General features: G+C 55.0%; 16 protein-coding genes and 1 pseudogene. 11 read left to right on the forward strand and 6 right to left on the reverse strand.

Features of this window, described 5'->3' with window-relative positions; all coding sequences use genetic code 11:
• Positions 1-3: 3 nt before the first annotated feature.
• Positions 4-474, forward strand: coding sequence for a C39 family peptidase (locus AB3175_RS07540; RefSeq protein ID WP_367360335.1), 471 nt, complete (start codon positions 4-6; stop codon positions 472-474).
• Positions 447-899, forward strand: a complete 453-nt coding sequence (locus AB3175_RS07545) for a tetratricopeptide repeat protein (protein WP_367360336.1) — start codon at positions 447-449, stop codon at positions 897-899. The genes AB3175_RS07540 and AB3175_RS07545 overlap by 28 nt, the downstream gene beginning before the upstream one ends.
• 83 nt (positions 900-982) lie before the next feature.
• On the opposite strand, the gene AB3175_RS07550 is transcribed toward AB3175_RS07545, so the two are convergent.
• Positions 983-1,945, reverse strand: coding sequence for an ExsB family transcriptional regulator (locus tag AB3175_RS07550; protein ID WP_367360337.1), 963 nt, complete (start codon positions 1,943-1,945; stop codon positions 983-985).
• Positions 1,946-2,540: 595 nt separating this feature from the next.
• Between AB3175_RS07550 and AB3175_RS07555 the strand changes: the two genes are divergently transcribed.
• Genes AB3175_RS07555 through AB3175_RS07565 form a run of 3 tightly spaced genes read left to right on the forward strand, consistent with a single transcriptional unit; the run spans position 2,541 to position 5,625 of the window.
• Entirely contained in the window at positions 2,541-4,373 is a 1,833-nt protein-coding gene (locus AB3175_RS07555) for a P-loop NTPase (RefSeq protein WP_367360338.1), read from the forward strand.
• A gap of 4 nt (positions 4,374-4,377) precedes the next feature.
• Positions 4,378-4,965, forward strand: a complete 588-nt coding sequence (locus AB3175_RS07560) for a NifB/NifX family molybdenum-iron cluster-binding protein (RefSeq protein WP_367360339.1) — start codon at positions 4,378-4,380, stop codon at positions 4,963-4,965.
• Between the two features lie 24 nt (positions 4,966-4,989).
• Positions 4,990-5,625: a class I SAM-dependent methyltransferase gene (locus AB3175_RS07565; protein ID WP_367360340.1), complete on the forward strand. Its 636-nt coding sequence runs from the start codon at positions 4,990-4,992 to the stop codon at positions 5,623-5,625.
• Positions 5,626-5,810: 185 nt separating this feature from the next.
• Here AB3175_RS07565 and AB3175_RS07570 read toward each other — a convergent pair whose 3' ends face one another.
• The 3 genes and pseudogenes from AB3175_RS07570 to AB3175_RS07580 all read right to left on the reverse strand — a co-directional run bounded on the left by AB3175_RS07570 (position 5,811) and on the right by AB3175_RS07580 (position 7,184).
• A complete protein-coding gene (locus AB3175_RS07570; protein WP_367360341.1) occupies positions 5,811-6,011 on the reverse strand; it encodes a hypothetical protein in 201 nt (66 codons plus the stop codon).
• Positions 6,012-6,537: 526 nt separating this feature from the next.
• Positions 6,538-6,956: pseudogene (locus AB3175_RS07575) on the reverse strand (secondary thiamine-phosphate synthase enzyme YjbQ).
• Between the two features lie 6 nt (positions 6,957-6,962).
• Positions 6,963-7,184 (reverse strand): hypothetical protein, encoded by a 222-nt coding sequence (locus AB3175_RS07580; RefSeq protein WP_367360471.1) that lies wholly within the window; start codon positions 7,182-7,184, stop codon positions 6,963-6,965.
• A gap of 256 nt (positions 7,185-7,440) precedes the next feature.
• On the opposite strand from AB3175_RS07580, the gene AB3175_RS07585 reads away from it, so the two are divergent.
• The 4 genes from AB3175_RS07585 (at position 7,441) to AB3175_RS07600 (ending at position 10,692) form a co-directional block, all read left to right on the forward strand.
• Positions 7,441-7,935: a hypothetical protein gene (locus AB3175_RS07585; RefSeq protein ID WP_367360342.1), complete on the forward strand. Its 495-nt coding sequence runs from the start codon at positions 7,441-7,443 to the stop codon at positions 7,933-7,935.
• Between the two features lie 185 nt (positions 7,936-8,120).
• Positions 8,121-9,383: a phosphoglycerate kinase gene (pgk, locus tag AB3175_RS07590; protein ID WP_367360343.1), complete on the forward strand. Its 1,263-nt coding sequence runs from the start codon at positions 8,121-8,123 to the stop codon at positions 9,381-9,383.
• 16 nt (positions 9,384-9,399) lie between these two features.
• Positions 9,400-10,158, forward strand: a complete 759-nt coding sequence (tpiA, locus tag AB3175_RS07595; protein ID WP_367360344.1) for a triose-phosphate isomerase — start codon at positions 9,400-9,402, stop codon at positions 10,156-10,158.
• A 75-nt stretch (positions 10,159-10,233) separates the two neighbouring features.
• The gene (locus tag AB3175_RS07600; protein WP_367360345.1) at positions 10,234-10,692 is read left to right on the forward strand and encodes a DNA-binding protein; all 459 of its coding nucleotides are present in this window, start codon (positions 10,234-10,236) and stop codon (positions 10,690-10,692) included.
• A gap of 522 nt (positions 10,693-11,214) precedes the next feature.
• Here the strand turns inward: AB3175_RS07600 and AB3175_RS07605 are convergent.
• Positions 11,215-11,553 carry an ATP-binding protein gene (locus AB3175_RS07605; protein ID WP_367360346.1) on the reverse strand — a complete coding sequence of 113 codons (339 nt, stop codon included), beginning with the start codon at positions 11,551-11,553 and terminating at the stop codon, positions 11,215-11,217.
• Between the two features lie 1,079 nt (positions 11,554-12,632).
• On the opposite strand from AB3175_RS07605, the gene AB3175_RS07610 reads away from it, so the two are divergent.
• The gene (locus AB3175_RS07610) at positions 12,633-14,681 is read left to right on the forward strand and encodes a molybdopterin-dependent oxidoreductase (protein WP_367360347.1); all 2,049 of its coding nucleotides are present in this window, start codon (positions 12,633-12,635) and stop codon (positions 14,679-14,681) included.
• A gap of 168 nt (positions 14,682-14,849) precedes the next feature.
• Positions 14,850-16,490, forward strand: coding sequence for a glucose-6-phosphate isomerase (gene pgi, locus AB3175_RS07615; RefSeq protein WP_367360348.1), 1,641 nt, complete (start codon positions 14,850-14,852; stop codon positions 16,488-16,490).
• Positions 16,491-16,716: 226 nt separating this feature from the next.
• On the opposite strand, the gene AB3175_RS07620 is transcribed toward pgi, so the two are convergent.
• Positions 16,717-17,418, reverse strand: a complete 702-nt coding sequence (locus AB3175_RS07620) for a phosphoribosylaminoimidazolesuccinocarboxamide synthase (RefSeq protein WP_367360349.1) — start codon at positions 17,416-17,418, stop codon at positions 16,717-16,719.
• Positions 17,419-17,868: the final 450 nt, after the last annotated feature.

The raw sequence follows: 17,868 nt of genomic DNA on the forward strand, positions 1-17,868 counted from the left end.
TCCATGAGGCTTCTTTCCCTTGCGTCCCTGCTTTTGATCGTCATCAACGGCGTGCCTTTTGTGAAGCAGGAGCCTCTGAAGTGCGGCCCGGCAGCCCTGGCATCCGTTTTGATGTTTTACGGCCATCCCGAAAGTGCGGATGACATTGCAACGGAAGTGTATTCCGCCAAGCTGAGAGGGACTCTCATATCGGACATGGAAAACTTCGCCCGAAGCAGAAATTTCAAAACGGCCCTCGGCCAGGGAACGGTTGATCAACTCAAGCAGTATCTAGATGCGGGAAAGCCGGTCATCGTGGCCGTCGATACCGGATTCTGGCGCATTTCGAAGCCTCATTACCTGCTGGTCTATGGGTATGGGGAATCGGGAATTGTTGCTCACAGCGGAACGGAACCTTCACAAATATATTCTTATTCCAAATTTCAACGCCTATGGAACAAAACAGGATGCACCTTTCTCGTCGTGTTTCCATGATCCTCGTCATGGGTTTGTTCTGCCTTGGCGTTTTTGCCTGCACGCTGCCGCGGATCATTGAACTCAAGGATCCGCTTACTTCGGAAGAGCATAACGACCTGGGCGTCGCCTATGAACACAAGGGAATGCCCGAGCTGGCGGAAAAGGAATACAAAACAGCGTCCAGGATGCGCCCGGACTGGGTCGTGCCCCATTTCAATCTCGGCAATCTCCACTACCGATCGGGGGATCTTGGAAAGGCGGAGGATGCTTACCGCAAAGCCCTTTCCATCGACAGCAATCATGCCGATACGATGAACAACCTCGCGTATCTGCTTTATCAGAAGGGGAACATCCAGGAGGCGGGATTCCTCATCGACAAGGCGCTGAAAATCGCCCCTCGAAAAGAGTACCTGGACACCTACAACACGATCCACGGAAAGTAAGCTGCGCACCGGAAGAATCCGCTGCGCAGTTTACCTCTCGGGTCATAATTGACGGTTTATAGGAGCGGACGGGTTCTGCCGGTTCAGATCGCCTCGATGGTGGAGGGAGGCTTGGTCCCGATGTTATAGGTGACGCTGACCACGCCGGGCACAGTCCGGACAATCTCGGCCGCCATCCGGGTCAAGGTGGCGAATGGAAGCTGGGTAGGCTCTGCTATCCGCGCATCCACACTGTCCCAGCAGCGCACTTCGATCTGCAGACCGAAGTCGCGTTTGCCGTCGCGAATCCCCGTCACGCGGTCTTCGTGAAGGATGGCCAGGTACTGGAACGCCCCTGAATCACGAAGCATGGTCTCCACAACGGCCGTTGCCCTGCGGACGGTTTCGATGCGCTCCGGGGTCACCGCTCCGATCACCCGTGCGGCAAGGGCCGGTCCGGGAAAGGGCGGCCGGTTGAACACTTCCTCCGGAAGCCCCAGCGCTTTACCGACTGCGCGGACGCCGTCCTTGCGGAGTTCAACGAGCGGCTCGAGAATCCGATAACCGAAGGCATCTTCAGGATTGATGCCGAGCTGCTCGAAGACGTTGTGCTGTCGCTTGATCCCGGCTTTCGTTTCGTCGATGTCGGTGAGAATCGTCCCCTGAAGAAGGTACTTGGCCCCGCTGGCCTTCACGATGCGCCCGAAGACATCGCGGTAAAAGGTCTGCGTGATGGCTTCGCGCTTCTCTTCCGGGTCGATGATACCGGCCAGTGCGGAAAAAAATTCGGCGCGGGCATCGGCAACGTCCACCGTAACGCCCAGGTCCTTGAACCAGTTCACCACCTGCTGGGCTTCACCCTCCCGCATCAGGCCGTTTTCGACAAATACCGTCTTCAACCGGTCCCCCAGGGCCTTATGCCCAAGAAGGGTGACCACTGCCGAATCAACGCCCCCGGAAAGGGCATTGATGGCGATTCCGTTTCCCACCATGTTCCGAATGGCTTCAACCTTTTCTTCAATAAATTTCCCCGCGTCCAGCTCCTGTAACGTAATTTCCCCTGCCATACGATGATCCTTTCCATTCGTGGTATTCTGATCCTGGCGGCGTACGGAAAGTCGCCTGCACCTTCCGGGTCGCTTCCTGATTTATCCAGGGTTGAATCTATAAAGCATAAATTCTTCTTTGTCCACTAGATGCAGCAGCGGTTCCGATTTCCAGGGTCGGCTCAGGATATAAACTCGGAATTCCATGGACACAGATCATCCGGAAGGCCGGGAGCCGTTGCGCCGGCACCCTGTCCAACCCTTCCTTGTGGCCATGAGTGGACAAAGGAATAGTCTCATATGGGAGACTGTTATTTTTGTTATGGTCGCATTTATACAACTTAAATCATCTCTGCACCTGATCTCGACAGCGTCACATCGAATTCATCACCCTGTATATACTCAATATTCTAGCTATCGAAATTTTGTCTGTGCTATGGCACAAATCATGCGCCTATAGGATCTTACAGTTTTATTGTTCCAGGATCACCAGACAGAAACCAGCCTCCATCCGAGTCGCAATCTCTTCCGGATCGTTCCTCCGGGGGAATCGGTGCGGAACAATCCGCGAAAAACGGGTAAAAGGCACAAGCCACAGAAAGGATCGGCCAAAGACATGAACATATCGGTAGCCAGCGGCAAGGGAGGAACAGGCAAAACGACCTTCAGCGTCAATCTGGCCTATGCACTCGCTGAGCGCGGCGAGCACGTGAGGCTGTTGGACTGTGATGTGGAAGAACCGAACTGCCACTTGTTTGTTCAACCGAAGTTCGACGCTCCAAAGTCGGTCGAGGTGTTGAGGCCTGCCTGGAACGAGGATCTGTGCACCGGCTGCGGCGAGTGCGCGACGGCGTGCCGCTACAATGCCATTGCCGTGGTGAAAGGCAGGGTTCTGATTTTCAACGAGCTGTGCCATGCCTGCGGCCTCTGCTCGCTGGTCTGTCCCGAAAAGGCCCTGACCGATGTGCCGTCGCCGGTCGGTACGCTTGAAATCTCCCCGCAGAATGAACCGTTCTTTTTTGCACACGGAACGTTGAACGTCGGCGAAGCCATGGCCCCTGCGGTTATCCGCAGAGTAAAAACACTCGTTGATCCCCAGGCCATCAACATTATTGATGCGTCCCCGGGAACATCCTGCCCGGTGATCGAGACCGTAAACGACACGGACGTAGTCGTTTTGGTCACGGAACCTACGCCTTTCGGCCTGAACGATCTCAAGCTCGCCGTCAACATGAGCCTGAAGAAAAAGATCCCCACCTGCATCGTCATCAACCGCTCAGAAGGAGCGGATGAACTGATCTCCGACTATGCAAAGAAGGTGGGTGTTCCCATTGCCGGCCGTATCCCCTTTGATCGAAAATACGCAGAGTCTTACTCCAGCGGGACGATCCTCACACACATCTACCCGGACTTCAGGGAAAAGCTGCTTCATATTTTTTCCGCCGTTTCATCTCTGGCCGGTTCCGTCCCCCCGGATGTTCCGCCCGATGAGCTGCTTCCCCTTTCGGCGGAAAACCTGGAGCCCTTTCCCAGGGGAGAGTCTTCCGAATTCAAGGAAATCGCCGTGATCAGCGGCAAAGGGGGCTCAGGAAAAACCACCGTGATCGCCTCACTGGCCGCCCTCTCCGAAAACAGGGTACTGGCCGACAACGACGTGGATGCCGCAGATCTGCACCTGCTTCTCAAACCCGTCATTCGCGAGGTCCACGATTTCGTCGGCGGATTGAAAATGGCCATCGATCCTGATCAGTGCACGGCATGCGGTCAATGCGCTGAACATTGCCGATTTGGAGCGATATACCCGGATGGTCCGACAAACCAGCAAGGAGTCACAGCCTTCCGGATTGATGAACTGTCCTGCGAAGGATGCGGCGTCTGCGAGTATCTCTGCCCCGTCGATGCAATCACGAATCGACCAAATACCGTGGGCAGATGGTACGTTTCGGGAACGGATTGTGGTCCGATGGTGCATGCCCGGCTGGGAATCGCGGAGGAAAACTCCGGACGCCTGGTCACCAGGGTCCGAAACGTCGCGGCGGAACTCGCTGAAAATCTCGGCAAGGAATTGATCCTCGGTGACGGTCCTCCCGGTACCGGATGTCCCGTTATCGCCTCCGTCAGCGGCGTTAACATTGTCCTTATCGTCACAGAGCCGACGGTATCCGGAGTGCATGACATGCAACGCGTCCTTGAACTTGCCGGGCATTTCGGCATTCCATCGCTGATCGTCGTGAATAAATCCGATCTCAACGCTGAACAGACCGTTCGGATTAAGGCCATTGCCGCAGAAATGGGGGCGAGGGTCATCGGCGAGATTCCTTTCGACCGCAGCGTAAACGACGCCCTCATGGCGGGTAAAACCGTTGTTGAATATGGAAAGGGGCCGGCAACCGAAGCGATTGCCTCCCTCTGGAAAGAGCTCGATATTATTCTTAAGAAAGGAGTATGATGCCATGAAGATCGCCGTGACATCCACCGGTCCGTCGCTTGATGATCCTGTCGAGGTTCGCTTCGGGCGATGCAGGTACTTTCTCGTCGTTGATCCAACGACCATGGAAACGGAAGTTATTCAAAACCCTTACATTGACTTGGGAGGTGGGGCCGGCATTCAATCCGCTCAACTGCTGGCCGACAAGGGGGTTACGGCCGTACTGACTGGGAACTGTGGCCCCAATGCCTTCCGGGTTTTCAGCTCGGCTGGAATCAAGGTCTTTTCCGGCATCTCCGGAAAGGTTCGGGATGCCGTGGAAAGGTACAAATCCGGAGCCGGAGCCGGCGCATCGGCCCCCAGTGTCCAAAGCCACTTCGGCATGGGAAGAGGAACAGGACGGGGCATGGGCACGGGCGGCGGCAGGGGAATGGGCCGCGGCCTGATGAGAAGTCGAGAAGCGGAAACGACGAAGGTCGAGGATGCTCCAACAAGCTCTTCTCCGGAGTCAACGGGAAGACAGGATGAAATATCCGAATTAAAAGAGCAGGCCAAAGCCCTGAAAAAGCAGATGGAACAGATAACAGCCCGCTTGAAGGACCTGGAAGGATAAAGGAACGGCAGGAGATTAGAAAAGATGCCCAAAGCCGCCCCCTTCGAGACGCACCATCGACGCTATGACGCCTGGTTTGAAACGCATGAAGGCGCCTATGTCTCCGAATTGCTCGCCTTGCGCCCTTTTGTTCCGTGGGAAGGACGGGGATTGGAAATTGGCGTCGGCACCGGCCGCTTCGCCGCACCGCTGGGTGTTGAGATGGGCCTGGACCCCTCCCCGGCAATGCTTTCCCACGCCGCGGCACGAGGCATCAGGACCGTGGCGGGTGTTGCCGAGAGGCTGCCCTTCCGGGACGGCTCCTTCGACTATGCCCTGCTGGTAACGACCCTTTGCTTTGTGGACTCCCCTGAAGAGACGTTCGCGGAGGCGTACAGGGTCCTTAACAGCGACGGCTGCCTCACCATCGGTTTTATTGACAGAGAGAGCTCTCTGGGCCGGCAATACGAAGCCCGCAGAGATGAAAACGTCTTCTACCCCGAGGCCACGTTCTATTGCGCTGAAGAAGTGGAGCGCCTTTTGGGAAACGCTCGATTTTCCATTCGATCCTGGGCTCAGACCCTGGGGCTCCCCTCCCATGAAACGACCACCATTGAACCGTTGCATCCGGGACACGGAGAGGGTGCATTCGTGGTTGTCTCGGCAGCGAAAGGCCGTTGATATCCATCACGGAACTCTGGTTTAAAATTAATCGCACCCTGACGGCAACCGTTGGTTGAAACGTCTTTGACCTGCACCCCCAAAAAAGCGACTTCGTGACCATCCGGAGATGATCACGACGAGTTACCATACCCAAGAGTCATTGGATATTGAATTTTCCCCTGCCGGTTCAGACCCTTGATTTTTTAGTTAACACTGGCTTCTTCAAGTGCCTTTACAACATCATATCCTCCGAAATATGTTAATCCTTTTTTAAAGGGCATACCGCGCGGTACGGTCATCACCAGTCCGTTTTTCGTGTTGATGGCTGCATTATTCAAAGCAACCCATGATCCATCTGATTTTTTCTCGAAATCGGTTACACTAATTTTTGCAATTTCATCCATTACTTATCTCCTCATAAAGTATTTTCAGGGTTCAAACCGGCAGGGGCCATCTTACCCAGGCATTTGCTGCCTTGGGTCAATTCATTTTTATAATTCAGCTCGCTGAAAGGGGAACCGCCATTTCCAGGCTCGGGACAAAAAGTGCTTTGTATTCCGCAACATCTATCCAATCTCTTTTTTACAGGAATCAGGAAGTATTTCTCCTTATTCATCCCTTTTTAGGAGATTACAATCGCCAACAATTACTTTTTATTCCATTAAATCGCTTATATTCCCAAGCTTTAAAGTACACCTAAATACTTGTATGTATTGATTTTTACCATTATTCACATCGGAATTCCACAAAAAAATTTTTTCAGGAAAACGTTCCCAGAGATACGTTCAAGCCTGCCATTTGAGTTTCTATCGCCCTCCCGGCAGAAGCAATCTCCAAGCGGAAATGTTCCCCTGCCGCAAACGACGTCCGGACGTCGGCGTCACAGAGAATACGCTCTCTCCATGCGTCTCGTTGGATAGAAGTGTTTGGCTATTCACCGACGATCTTTACAAGCACTCTTTTTTCCTGCGCCCATCATATTCACCATAGAATATCTGCTCCCATGGCCCAAAATCCAAACTGCCGCCCGTGACAGCCACGACAACATCCCATCCCATCACCTGCCTCTTCAATTGAGCGTCCCCATTGTCCTCACCTGTCCGGTTACGGTGGTAATTCGACAGGGGTTCATGGAGCGCCAGCTTTTCCAGCCATTCCTCATGATCATGATGCAGGCCCGGTTCATCATCGTTCATGAATACGGAAGCCGTTATGTGCGTGGCGCTCACAAGGGCCAAACCTTCGGATATACCGCTTTACTTGAGGCACTGATCCAACTGGTCCGTAATGTTGACAAACCCTCTTCGCTCCGGAACATGGGACCACAGCTCTTTTCGATACGATCTCATCATGCTTCACCTCGTCATTTTGTTTTTTTCTGGATTCAGAAGACCCTGGTCTCGAACACTGGCTAAATCCAGGTAAACCGGCAGACCCGCCAGTCCCGTCATTCCTGTCTCTCTCTTTGCCTCTTCGTACTTGAATGATAATACCCCTTGTGCCATAATCGCCGCACCTCGTTGATGATGGTTTTCACTTGACAGAAAATCTGTATCATCCTGATTTTTCAGGTTCAACGAGGTTTTTTATTTTTCTTGATGGTAGATTAAGGCATCCATCTAACGAATATAGCGGCATCAAGAGGGAAACGGCTCATCTCCCTGGCGGGGGAACGTCGACGGGACAGGGCCATTTCCCGCGAGAAGGCGGTGTGCCGCTCGTGGACGAAAATCCTCGACGGGCCAACGATTACGGCACTGTGAATTTTCCTGTATTGATTAATGGGAAATTTGTGCTTTAATCAGACAACCTATTGCGAAAAGGAGAAGTTCCATGAACAGGCTCGCTCTTGTTGTTTTGATCGTCCTGCCCATGCTTTACGCAACCTGCCCTGTCATGGCTGAGCCGGCTGACGCAAACCGAGCGCCCGTCGAGTCTCCGTCAGCCGGTAGCGGACAATTGCCGGCGGCGGGTCGACCGCCTGTTCTCGTTCAGCCGCCTGCCCCGGTCCAGCCATCCGCTCCGGTTCAATCTTCTGAAACAGTTTCGCAGTCCTGGGATACCGTTTCTGAAGAAGCCCAGGGGCCTCCGTCGACGGGGCTGAAGATGGTTGACATCCTGCTGGTAAGGCCGCTTTGCCTGATCGGCTCGACGGCGTCCACCGCGGTCTATATCGCCCTCTCCCCACTGGTCTATCTCATGGGGATCGGAGAGGAAACGGCACGGGTCATGGTTGAGGCGCCATGGCGCTTCACCTCCTGCCGATACATCGGGGAATTCAATCACTACAAGGACGAAGAACCCATCATGGGCGTGTGGGAATTTTAACGGCCGTCGAAACCGTACATGTTTAGCGGCCAAAATCCCCTTGACTCATAAAATCCTTGTCCATATACTTATGAACATTGAATGTTTCTTCTTTCCATCTGGATGTCGCCGTAGGCAGAATTTCAGGAACCGTCAAAGCCATTACAATTCAAGAATAACAGATTTACTTCAGAACGAGGATTCCGATGATCACCAAAAAAACCGTCAAGGATATTGAGCTCAGGGACAAGAGAGTGATAATGCGCGTTGATTTCAACGTGCCGATGAAGGAAGGCGCCGTCCAGGACGACACCCGCATCCGGGCCGCTCTGCCGACGATCAACCATGTCCTTGAACAGGCTCCACGCTATCTTATTCTCATGTCGCATCTTGGCGACCCGAAAAAGGACGCGGCGAAGGCGAAAGAGAAGGCTGAAAAAGCGGGGAAGGAATTCGATGAGCAGAAATTTCTCGACGGCAAATGCAGGATGAAGCCCGTGGCGGAGTATCTGGCCGGGCTTCTCGGCAGGCCCGTCAAGCTCGCTCCCTCGGCCATCGGCCCCGAGGTCGCCTCCATGGTTTCAGCGCTCGGGCCAGCGGAAGTCCTCATGCTGGAGAATACCCGTTTTCACCGGGAGGAAACCTCCAAAGACCCGGCCGAACGCGAGAAGATGGCGAAAGAACTGGCGGCCTTCGCCGATGTCTATATCAATGACGCCTTCGGAACGGCCCATCGCGCCCATGCCTCCACGGAAACCATCGCGAGATTCGTTCCGGTCGCCGTGGCCGGATTTCTCATGGAGAAGGAGGTCCGGTATCTCGGTCAGACCGTTTCCAGCCCGCAGAAGCCCTTCGTCCTGGTTCTCGGCGGAGCCAAGGTCTCCTCCAAGATCGGGGTGATTACGAACCTTCTGAACAAGGTCGATGCGATTCTCATCGGTGGCGGCATGGCTTACACCTTCCTGAAGGCCCGGGGCCTGCCGGTCGGCAGATCCATGGTGGAGACCGAGATGATCCCCACCGCGGCCGAAATCCTGAAAAAGGCGGCCGAGGCGAAGGTCGAGATCTTTCTGCCGGAAGACCACATCGCCGTACCGGAATTCAGCAACGAGGCAATGATCCATGCCATCCCGAAGGATTCCTTTCCCGATGACCTCATGGGGGTGGATATCGGAGCGAAAACCCTTGCAGAATACAAGGATGTCCTTTCCAGGGCAAAGACCGTCATCTGGAACGGACCCATGGGCGTTTTTGAAATGCCCAATTTCGCCACGGGGACAAAGGAAATTGCCAAAGCCCTCGCCGAAATCGACGCCATTACCGTGGTCGGCGGCGGCGACTCCGTTTCCGCCTTAAAGCAGACGGGACTGGAAAGCAAAATGACTCACGTCTCCACGGGGGGCGGCGCTTCCCTCGAATTTCTCGAACTCGGCCATCTCCCGGGAATCGATGCACTCAATGACAAATAGCCAAAGGAGCTCCATCATGAGAAAAGCCCTCATTGCAGGAAACTGGAAAATGAACAAGACCGACCCCGAAGCCATCGAGCTTGCCAGAGCCCTGGTGGCGGAAGTCGGGCAGTACGAGGCATGCGATATCCTTCTGTGCCCTCCTTTCACCTCCCTCAAGTCCGTGGGCGACGTCATTCGGGGAAGCAAAATCAAGCTCGGCGCACAAACGATGCACTGGGAGAAATCCGGGGCGTTCACGGGAATGGTCTGTGCGGACATGCTCAAATCCCTCGGCTGCACCTACGTGATCATCGGGCATTCTGAGCAGAGGCAGTTTTTCGGCGAGACGGACGAAACGGTCAACAAAAGGACCAGGGCCGCCCTGGCCAATGGACTGACCCCAATCGTCTGTGTCGGTGAATTCCTCGAACAGCGGGAATCCGGAAAACACGAACAGATTGTCAGGGACCAGGTCATTCAGGGTCTGAAGGGCCTCACCAGCGACGAAATGAAACAGGTGGCGATCGCCTATGAGCCTGTGTGGGCTATCGGCACGGGAAAAACCGCTTCGTCACAGGATGCCGATGACATGCACGCCTGCATCCGCTCCACCATTGAAAAGGTCTGGAACAGGGACGTGGCGCAGGGGCTTGTCATTCAGTACGGTGGAAGCGTAAAGCCTGACACCATCGATGAGCAGATGGCCATGCCCAACATCGATGGCGCATTGGTCGGCGGCGCCGCTCTGCAGGCCGATTCCTTCGCCCGCATCGTCCGATTCCAGGCCGGGTAGCTGCCGCTTCAAATCAGGATAAGCTTTGATTCATGAGCGATATGACCAAAATAAAGATGGAAGGAGGAATTTGAAATGAAAAGAATGGCGTTTTTTGCCGCGTTTGTTTTCATGCTCTGTCTTTTCCTTGTTTCCGAGTCGTTAGCTCAACGGGGCATGATGTGGAGAGGCAGCGGCGGCTGGGGGATGGGGACGCCCTACAGCAGGATGTTCAACCCTGCAACCGTTGAGACGATCACCGGAGAGGTCATCGCCATTGACAAGCTTACACCGCTGAGTGGTATGCACTACGGCATTCACATGATCGTGAAAACGGAGAAGGAACCCATTTCCGTTCACCTCGGTCCCGGATGGTTCATCGAAAATCAGGATATAAAAATCGCCGCAAAGGACAGAATTGAAGTGAAAGGCTCAAGGGTGACCTACAACGGAAAGCCGGCGATCATCGCTTCCGAGATTAAGAAGGGAGACGATGTGCTCAAGCTTCGCGACGAGAACGGGTTCCCCGCCTGGAGTGGATGGAGAAGGCCATAGAACAGATGACAGCCCTTGAACCGCCGGAACATCCGTTTTCGGCGGTTCATCCCCCAGACTTCACCACTCCCCCCGATGTCAAGGGCCTCACCACAATCCGGGGCCGGTTTTGATCTTAACCGGAGAAGCCCGAACCCTTGCGATGACTACATGTCTGCGCGGGAACAACATCAACCGTTATCCCCCTCGTATTACCCTCTTCTCCATCTCCGGCATTGTCTCGCAGAAGCAAGTGAAGATTCGGCAGAAACCCGGTAGCGAAACTCTTCCGTCCTGAGCAAAGCCAAAGGATAAGGTTTGCCCTGCCGAAGGGCTGCACGCGAAAAGCGGGCGGCGCGTTTCAGCTCTGTACGATCGTTTTTCTTTTGTAACTATTCAGCACTTTGTTCTTTGACGTTCATAAACTCGGGCCACTCGCCCTGAAACAGTAGCCGCAAAGCTTCTGGTAATGACAACCGAATTTTGACCACCCTGAGCAGTGTTTATACTTTGGGATGACGGGCAGGTCATCCCCTGTCTTCCTTATTGATCGCCGGGAAAACGTAGGAAGCCGTGAGGCGACCGGAGTTTTACCGGCGAAACGTCACTGTTCATCATTTCTTTGAGACTTTCTCGCAAACGATAGCTATCCCAGTTACAGCCGATGATGTGGGCTTTGTGGGTTAACCGATCCATAAGGGCGGCAGTCATGGTCGGATCGCCGAAAATCTGAGTCCAGTCGGCAAAACCGAGATTCGTGGTGATGATCACAGATCCCTTTTCATGCCGTTCCGCCAAAACCTGGGAAAGCAATTCCGCCCCTTCCTTGGAAAAGGGGATGTAACTCAGTTCATCCAGAATCAACAGGTCATCGTGGGCCACATCTTCAGCAGATGCAGCAGATGTCGATCGCGCACGCGACGCGCCACCGATTTCATCAACTCCGAATGCGGAATGCTATCGAAGTACCCGGACAAGTCCGCATCGACCACCTCCATATGTCCGCTCCGCAGCAGCGTTTCAATCCGACCAACGGCACCTTGAGCGCTGCGGCCGGGCCGGTACGCGTAATGCAAAACGTCTATGCGGTACACCTTTATCGTACGGCACGTAGAATCGATATCCTGGCGACTGCTTCGCTTTGGTGCGTAACGCCGGCTGCAACTTCTCAACTTTTCCGGAGGTGTTAGACGCATGGCCAATCTCCCGGCTGTCGTGCTGCTTGTTGCACTAACCTTGAGCTGAGGCCGCTTCTCTCCCTCGGCATTACCCGAGATCACCACTACTGCGGGCCTCTCCGCCACCTCGCATGGCCGGATTCGGTTCCTCGCGGAACATCCGTTGGCGGTCACGCGCCGCCACCACCGAGGCTTCCCGTGTTGCGATCAATCTCCCTGTACATGCATGCCACCGCCAAATACCCCGGCGGAACCCTGCGGTGCAAATGTCACTCGCTTCCCGCAAGGCAACGGCCTTCTCCGCTTTGACGTCGGATCGGGTTCCGCAACGACGCTTCGAGGCCTGCTCGGCGTTCACTACACGTTGCGGCCTGCATGCTCGCTGAATCCCATGGGACCCTTTTCTGGAAGTGCTTCAGTAAAGGTCGTTGCCTCCTTCCACCGCCTCCAGTGCTATCGGCCGGAGCGACAGAAGCCGGGTGGGAATCTCACCCACTGAAAATTGCGGCTTTTCACGGCACACTTCAATGAAAACAAAATATTTTATGTTGAACCGTTACTTTCTTTTTACTTTTTTTCCAGATATTGCTAGTATTTCTGTACAGTTCCACTCTGTGTTCATGGTGGTTCCGGAGTATTCCTCCAGGGAAAATTTCTCTGCGGCCTGCTCAGGACAAAGGTTCGAAGGCGAACGGAGATCGTCGTGACCTGGAAAGCTGCAATCGCTTCGTATTTCCAACCTTTAATTTCATTCTGATGGACGGAGACGATGAGGTGAAGAACATGATTGAAGCAAAAGAAGTCCCAACCGATTGTACGCTTTGCTATCACAGCTGCGGATGCAGGGTAACGGTCAAGGATGGAAGGGCGGTGAAGATCGCCGGGCTGAACTCCCATCCCTTGAACCATGGAAAGCTGTGCCCCAAGGGGGCCAATGCCCTCGCGACCATCTACAATCCTGATCGGCTGCGTCGCCCGCTGAAGCGGATCGACGGGAGCTTCAGGGAAATCTCATGGGACCAGGCCCTGGACGAAATCGCTGAAAGACTCCTGGACCTGAAGAAAAATTTCGGCCCCCAGGTTCTGGGCGTGTTCAGCGGATCCATTGGTGTGGAAAACTTCGAGATGGGCGGTCTTGTGCAGCGGTTCAAGACCGCTTTCGGTTCACCCAATTTCTTTTCTGTTGAGAGCGTTTGCTACCGGATGCGCATCCGGGTCCGGCAAATGACCTTCGGAAGATATCCGGTCGAAGAGATGGACTCCCACCTCTATATCCTCTGGGGACACAACCCTGAACAATCGGACTTTCCCCTCAAACTCGCCCTCAAAAGAAATCGGAATCAAGGGGCCAGGCTGGTCGTCATCGACCCCAAGCGGATTCCCTTGGCCGACATGGCGGATCTGTACCTGCAGATCCGGCCGGGTACGGATGGCGCCCTGGCCCTAGCCATGATGCATGTGATCATCAACGAAAAGCTCTACGACAGGGACTTCATCGAACAGCATACCTTCGGCTTTGAGCGGCTGGTCCCCCATGTGCAGAAGTACACCCCCGAGTGGGCGGAGGAAGTGACCTGGGTGCCGGCTGAAGACATCCGCAGATTGGCCAGGCTGTTTTCAGGAACACGGGGGGCAAGCATCTATCAAGGCACCTGCACGCAGGACCAGACGGCCAATGGCGTTCAAAACAGCCGCGCTTTTTCTATCCTCCAGGCCATTACCGGCAACGTCGATGTCCCAGGCGGCTGGGTGACCAGTCCTCCGCCGCGCCTGAGAGATGTGAGTCTCGGCGTGGAGGGCAATCCCATGGGGGCAGACCGGTACCCCCTTTTCGTCGAGATGTGGGGCAGGAAAAGTCCCTATGGCGTCGTGACTCTTGTTCCGGAAAGCATCCCTGAAGTGCTGAGGGCCTTTTTCGTTATTGGAGGCAACCCCCTGGTTTCCATGCCGGACAGCAACGCCTTCCGCAATGCCTTTCGAAAGCTTGACCTTCTCATCGTGCACGATCTTTTCATGACGGAAACGGCCAGGGAAGCCCATTATGTGCTTCCTGCCTGCTCCCATCTGGAAAAATGGGGGGTAGCCTACAGTTACAATGTTTGCCACGGCCTTCCATTCCTCATGCTGAGGAAGAAGTGCATCGAACCCCTTTACGAGAGCTGGTCCGAATGGAAATTGTTCACGGAACTGGGAAAGAGGCTGGGGTTGGAAGACAGGTTCCCCTGGAGATCCGAGGAGGAAATGATTGCCTTTGAACTGTCCCCATCAGGATTCTCCTTTGATGATCTTCTGAACAGGATGCCGGAAGGCGTATTCTATACCGAAAAAAACTATGAACAATCAGAAGGGCGCTATCATTCCCCTTCAGGGAGAATTGAGATTTACAGCGAAACCTTCGAGCGGGCCGGTTTTGATCCTCTGCCCACCTTTCTGGAGCCGGAAAGAGGACCGAGGCGGGCGAGCAAAGCGTTCCTGGAGAAGTTCCCGTTGATTCTGTCCACGGGAAGCCGACACATTGGATATACCCACAGCCAGCATCACGGTGCGGACGCTCTTCGCAAAATGTATCCCGAACCCCTGGTCCAGATCAGCCCGGCGACAGCAAACCGCTTTGGAATTGAGGACGGAGACAGAGTCATCGTGGAAACGAACCGGGGACAGGTGAACATGAAGGCTGCCGTGGAGGAGCGGGTAGCGGACAACGTCGTGCTGGTGCCGCACGGCTGGGAGGGGGACGCCAATGCCAATCTGCTGACCGACGTGGAGTGCCGTGAGCCCATGATGGGCTATCCGGACATGAAATCGCTGCAATGCCGCATTAGAAAGGCATAGCGAAATCTGATGCGGATGCTCCCGGCCAGGGCGAAAAGCCCGTCAAGCCCGCCGTATCACCGGCAGCCGTTAAACTTTCGTTTCATCGCAAAAACATTTGATGATATAAAAAACCGGCAGGATGCAGACCGGTTCTACGAACTCAGATTCAGAAAGGAATGCGACACGGTGGAAAACAGAAAACGCCTCACGGAACTCCCGGCGTGGAAAGCGCTGTCGGCTCACTCTCGGGAGCATAAACACCCTCTCAGGGATCTTTTCGCGGGCGACCCTGAACGGGGAGAACGCATGGCCGCCCATGGGGCAGGCCTTTATCTCGATTATTCAAAGAACTGGATCACCGATGAAACGCTCAGGCTTCTGCTTCAATTGGCTGAGGAAACCGGCCTGCGGGAGCGGATCGACGCCATGTTCCGAGGGGAAAAAATCAATCTCACGGAGAGCCGCGCCGCCCTCCATACGGCCCTTCGCGCGCCGAAGGGGTCTTCCATCCGCTTGGACGGAGAAAACGTCGTTCCCCTGGTTCATGATGTGCTGGACAGGATGGCCTGTTTTGCCGACAAGGTCCGGAACGGATCCTGGAAAGGCCACAGCGGAAAACGCATCCGGAATATCGTCAATATCGGCATCGGCGGCTCGGACCTCGGGCCGGTCATGGCCTACGAGGCACTCAAGCATTACAGCGACCGGTCCCTCACCTTCCGCTTCGTCTCCAACATCGACGGAACGGACTTCGCCGAAGCCGTTCAGGATCTGCATCCTGAGGAAACGCTTTTTATCGTGTCTTCGAAGACCTTTACAACCCTGGAAACGATGACCAACGCCGAAACGGCCCGCGACTGGCTGGTTCAGGGGAATCATGGCGACCGCACGGCGGTGGCGAAGCACTTCGTCGCCGTCTCGACGAACACCGCCGCGGTGACGGCTTTCGGCATCGATTCCGACAACATGTTCGGATTCTGGGACTGGGTCGGCGGGCGGTACTCGATGGACTCGGCCATCGGCCTGGCGACGATGATCGCCGTCGGACCCGGACACTTCCGAAGCATGCTGGCGGGTTTTCATGAGATGGATGAGCACTTCCGCACAGCCCCCTTTGAACACAACCTGCCGGTGCTCCTGGCCCTCCTGTCCATCTGGTACAGTAACTTTTTCGGCGCGGAGACCATCGCCGTCATTCCCTATGAACAATACCTGAAGCGATTTCCGGCGTACCTTCAGCAGTTGACGATGGAAAGCAACGGGAAGCGCGTCACCCTCGACGGGGTCGAGGTGGACTACTCAACCAGCCCCATCTATTGGGGTGAGCCCGGAACGAACGGCCAGCACTCCTTTTTCCAGTTGATCCACCAGGGGACCAGGCTGATTCCCTGCGACATGATCGCCTTTGTCGAACCGCTCCATACCCTCGGCCGTCACCACGATCTTCTGCTGGCGAACGTCTTCGCCCAGACCGAGGCGCTTGCCTTCGGCAAAACGCTGGAAGAAGTCCAGGCCGAAGGCGTCCCGGACTGGCTGGCGCCCCACAAGGTCTTCGCGGGCAACCGGCCATCCAACACAATCCTTGCCCGGAGGCTGACCCCGGATATCCTGGGCAAACTGGTCGCCCTCTATGAACACTGCGTCTTTGTTCAGGGCGCCATCTGGAACATCAACCCCTTCGACCAGTGGGGCGTCGAACTGGGAAAGGCCCTGGCCCAGCGCATCATCCCGGAGTTGGAAAGCGCGGAGGAACCGCGGCTCGCGCATGACAGTTCGACGAACGCCATGATTCGCCGTTACCGGAAGCTCAAGGAAAAAATGGGGTGACCGGGTCCCACCGGCCCCGCCATAGAAGCGGTTATGAACCCCGCGGGGATAGCTTCGCTTTCGTTCGCCGGCTCGAAGAAGAATTCATCCCGGACGGAGGAAAGGCTGACGGCGGGCATTTTCGATCCGATGATCCGCAGAAAATACCCGCTTACGAAGCCATCACCCTGATGCGGTCCGGAACGGAGATGAGGCTGGCTCCCCTGTACAATGAGCCGTCCCGGCGTCAGCGGCCCGCCGCCTGTCCGAAAAAGAGAGCGTAAAGCTCCATGGGCTCAATGTAAGTGCCGTCCCTGTAGACACGCATATTTCCGGACGAGATTTCATCGATGAGCATGGTCTCATCCTGGTGGTAACCGAATTCCAATTTGATGTCGTAGAGCTCCATCCCCTTTTCAAGCAGGCTGCCGGCAATGATCTCCGTGATCTTCCGAGTCTCCGCCTTGATGTCGTCATACTGTTCGCCGCTCATGATGCCGAGGTCAATAAGCCCGTCCCGGATGACGAGGGGATCGCCTCTGCCGTCGTCCTTTAACGTCATTTCGACGTACAGAGGAAGGGGAGCCCCCTCTGCGATATAGTCGCCGTAGCGGCGCAGGAAGCTGCCCACGGCCCTCCGGCGGCAAATAACCTCGACCCCCTTTCCAAATACCTTGGCCGGAAGAACCTCCATCGTTGTTTCCTCCAGATTTGAAGCGACATAATGAGTCTTAATCCCCGCGGCCTTCAGCTTTTCAAAAAAGAAGACGGACATCCGGAGATTCATCCTGCCCACCCCTTCAATGCTCAGCCCTATTTGATTCGCGCCTGGATCGAACACCCCGTTCTCGCCGGTGACATCATCTTTGAACTTGAGCAGATAATGACCGTTTTCAAGGGCATAGACATTTTTTGTTTTTCCTTCGTACAGCAAGGTCGTCTCCTCCATTTTCTCCTCCGAATGCGCACTGCGGAAAGCCGCAGCCAACCGGTGTGGTCATGATGATAGGGACATGGTGATCCTGGTCGGCACGGGTTGCAGGTATCCTTTACCGTCGGCTTCGGATGGCGCCCCCGGTTTCCCCTCCATCCAAGATCCTTCTGGCACAAGAATAACGGGTTCCCGCGTTCCGGTCAACAGGACATATGAAAGAGTGTGCGTCCCTGTTCGTGATTTTTGTGCCGCGGAACGAGATCATGCCAGCGATGACTCCGTGGCTTTTTACAGGCATGTCGCACCGGAATTCGAACATTCTATCACGGATCGGACAACATCTTCTTGACATTTCGGTGAGTTTACCGCACAAATTAGTATAACTTCACGTAAACCGGTTTCCAACCCATCAGAACCCTCAACAAGGTGAAGCTATGGATTGATCCTTATTAGAAAACCCCGTCC

The sequence above is a fragment of the Syntrophus sp. (in: bacteria) genome (assembly GCF_040768185.1).
GTDB lineage: Bacteria > Desulfobacterota > Syntrophia > Syntrophales > Syntrophaceae > Syntrophus > Syntrophus buswellii.